Origin of the sequence: Pseudomonas sp. BW16M2, assembly GCF_014268865.1 — a bacterium.
Lineage (GTDB): Bacteria > Pseudomonadota > Gammaproteobacteria > Pseudomonadales > Pseudomonadaceae > Aquipseudomonas > Aquipseudomonas peradeniyensis.
Window position 1 is genome coordinate 1 of record NZ_JABWRI010000013.1, and the last position, 3,387, is coordinate 3,387.

The window sequence follows — 3,387 nt, forward strand, 5'->3', positions numbered from 1 at the left end:
GGTTACTTTGGCCAAGACCAAAGTAACCCGCCGTAAGGGCGGAAAGGTGAATAAGCGTCGACATCGCAAATGAATGCACATACAACTTCCAACACCAACACCAACACCAACACCAACACCAACCCAACCCAACCCAACCCAAAACATTTTAATCCCGAGCCAGCGCCTCAATAGGATCCAACCGCGCTGCATTCCGAGCCGGCACAAACCCAAACACAATCCCAATCAACGTAGAACAAACAAACGCCGTAACAACCGACCCCAACGAAAACACCATCTCCCACTGCTTGACGAACAAAGCAAACAAATACCCGATCCCATAGGACAACCCAATCCCGATCACCCCGCCAATCAGACAGACCATCACCGCCTCCACCAGAAACTGCTGGCGGATGTCGGACTGCCGCGCCCCCACTGCCATGCGAATGCCAATCTCCCGGGTCCGCTCGGTGACCGACACCAGCATGATGTTCATCACCCCGATCCCCCCCACCACCAGCGAAATCACCGCGATCAGCGACAACAGCAGGGTCAGCGAGCGGCTGGTCTTCTGCACGGTCTGCATGATGCTGTCGAGGTTGTTGGTGAAGAAGTCCTTGGTGCCATGGCGCTGCAGCATCAGCTTGTTGACCTCCTCCTCGACCCGCTTGCTCGGCATGCCATCCTTGATCCGCACACTGATGCTGTCCAGATGGCGCTGGCCGAGCACGCGCCCGGCGGCGGTCTCGTAGGGCATCCACACGTTCAGGGTGTTGCCGGCGACAAACAGGTTCTTGTTCTCGGCGGTCACGCCGATCACCGTGCACGGCAGCTTGCCGACCAGGATCACCTGCCCCAGCGGATTGACCCCGTCGCCGAACAGGCGCTTGCGCGTGTTGTGGTCGATCACCACCACCTGCGCCTGGCGCCGGGCGTCGTCGGCGCTGAACACGATCCCCGAGGCCAGCGGAATGTTGCGCACCTGGAAGTACTGCTCGCTGACGCCGTTGAGCTGCACGTCGGCGTCGATGTTGCGGTAGCGCACCAGCGAGCTCTGGCCGATCACCGGGGTGGCGCTGTCGACGTAGTAGAGCGCGTTGAGCGCCGTCACATCCGCCGGCATCAAGGTCTCGATGGCCTTGGCCCGGCTGTCGCCGAAACTGGTGCCCGAATAGATGTCGATGGTGTTGCTGCCGATCGCCTGGATGTCCTTGAGCACGTAGCCCTTGGCGCCTTCGCCGATGGCCGAGATCGACACCACCGAGGTGATGCCGATGATGATCCCGAGCATGGTCAGCAAAGTGCGCATGCGGTGCGAGACCAGGGCGATCCAGGCCATCTTGAACGCCTCGCGAAACAATCCCAGGCTGGCCACCAGCCGCCGCGGCGCCTGTTCGCCGACCGGGGCGGCCCCGGCGACCGGCGCGGGCGCCTCGGGCCGGGTGCGGCGGTCGCTGACGATCTGTCCGTCGCTGACCTCGATGATCCGCTCGGCATGGGCGGCGACCTTGGGGTCGTGGGTCACCAGGATTACCGTGTGCCCGGCAGCGTGCAGCTCCAGCAGGATGTTCATCACCTCCTTGCCGCTGGCGGTGTCGAGGGCGCCGGTAGGTTCGTCGGCGAGGATCACTTCGCCGCCGTTCATCAGCGCCCGGCAGATACTTACCCGCTGCTGCTGGCCACCGGACAGCTGGCTCGGCCGGTGGGCCAGATGAGTGCCCAGGCCCAAACGGCCCAGTAGTTCACGGGCGCGGGCATGGCGTCCGGCCTGGGGCACGCCGGCATACACCGCAGGGATTTCCACGTTGCGCAGGGCATCCAGGTGCGGCAACAGATGGTAGCGCTGGAAGATGAAGCCGAAATGGTCGCGGCGCAGCGCGGCCAAGGCATCGTCGTCCAGGTCGTGGGTTTCCTGGCCGCTGACCTGGTAGCTGCCGGCGCTGGCATGGTCCAGGCAGCCGAGGATGTTCATCAGGGTCGACTTGCCCGAGCCCGAGGCGCCGATGATCGCCACCAGCTCACCGGCATGGATCTGCAGGTCGATGCCCTTGAGCGCCAGGAACTCGCGGTCGCCGGCCATGAAGCTGCGGCTGACCCCTTGCAGGCGCAGCAGCGGTTGCTGCTGGTCAGCAGGCCGCGCCAGGTGCGGTGAAAGCTCGACGGTCATGTTCATGCTCACGCCCCCGCCTCGCCCGACACCGGTTCGCCGATCACCACCCGGTCGCCTTCGGCCAGGCCGTCCTTGACCTGCACCTTGACGTTGTTGTTGATTCCCGCCTGGATCTTGCGCACCTGGGCGAAGCCCTTGCCGTCGATCACCCGCACCGCAAAGCTGCCGTCGGCGTCGCGCGGCCCCAGCGCCGCCACCGGCACGGTGAGCACGCCCTGGGCGGTGTCGAGGACGATGCGCACCTGGGCGGTCATCGAGATGCGCAGGCGGTGCTCGGGGTTGGGTACCTCGAACAGTGCGTTGTAGAACACCGCACTGGCCTGCTTGGCCGCGCCGCTGTTCTTGTCGCTGCTTTCCAGGTAGTTCTGCGGCGCCGGCTCCGTGCCGCGCAGCTTGGCGTAGTAGCGCTGGTCGTCGCCGAGGATGGTGAAGTACACCTGCTGGCCGGGGCTGATATGGATCACGTCGGCCTCGGACACCTGGGCCTTGATGGTCATGGTGTCGAGGTCGGCCAGCTTGAGGATCACCGGCGCCAACTGGTTGGAGATCACCGTCTGGCCTTCCTGGGTGACGATGCCCACCACATGGCCATTGATCGGCGCGACGATGCGGGTATAGCCGAGGTTGACCCTGGCGGTGTCGATCTGTACCCGGGCGCTCTTGATCTGCGCGTCCAGCGAGCGCAGGTTGGCCTGCTGCACCTCGAACTCGGACTCGGCACTCTCGAAATCCTGGCGCGAGATCGACTCGTCGTCCTGCAGCACCTCGTACCGCTCGTAGACCCGCTTGGCCTGCTTGAGCTTGGCCTGCACCGAGCGCCGCTCGGCCTGCAGCTTCTCCTCGTCGACCTCGGCCTGGCGCAGGGTGTTCTGCGGCACCAGCGGGTCGATCTCGGCCAGCCACTGGCCCTCGCTGACCTTGTCGCCGAGCTTGACCTTCAGCGACTTGAGCTGCCCGGAAACCTGGGCACCGACGTCCACCTGGCGTATGCCCTCCAGGGTGCCGGTGGCCAGCACTGCGTTCTCGATGTCACCACGTTCGACCGTGGCGGTGATGTACTGCGGCGGCTTGGCCGGGGCCTGCACCGCGTACAGCACGATGCCGGCGACCAGGGCCGCGGCGACCCCAAGGGTGATCTTGCGAAACTTCGTCTTTTCCATAAAACCGTTCTTCCAGAATCCGATGAGGTCCCGTGGGCGCGGGCATGGCCCCCCCCCCCCCCCCCCCCCACGACGGTG

2 protein-coding genes are annotated in these 3,387 nt (G+C 64.9%); both read right to left on the bottom strand.

The annotated features are described in order from the left end of the window. Positions 1-148: 148 nt before the first annotated feature. Positions 149-2,152, bottom strand: a complete 2,004-nt coding sequence (locus HU735_RS13795) for a MacB family efflux pump subunit (protein WP_186713938.1) — start codon at positions 2,150-2,152, stop codon at positions 149-151. A gap of 2 nt (positions 2,153-2,154) precedes the next feature. Then, the gene (gene macA / locus HU735_RS13800) at positions 2,155-3,309 is read right to left on the bottom strand and encodes a macrolide transporter subunit MacA (RefSeq protein ID WP_186713939.1); all 1,155 of its coding nucleotides are present in this window, start codon (positions 3,307-3,309) and stop codon (positions 2,155-2,157) included. Between the last annotated feature and the right edge of the window lie 78 nt (positions 3,310-3,387).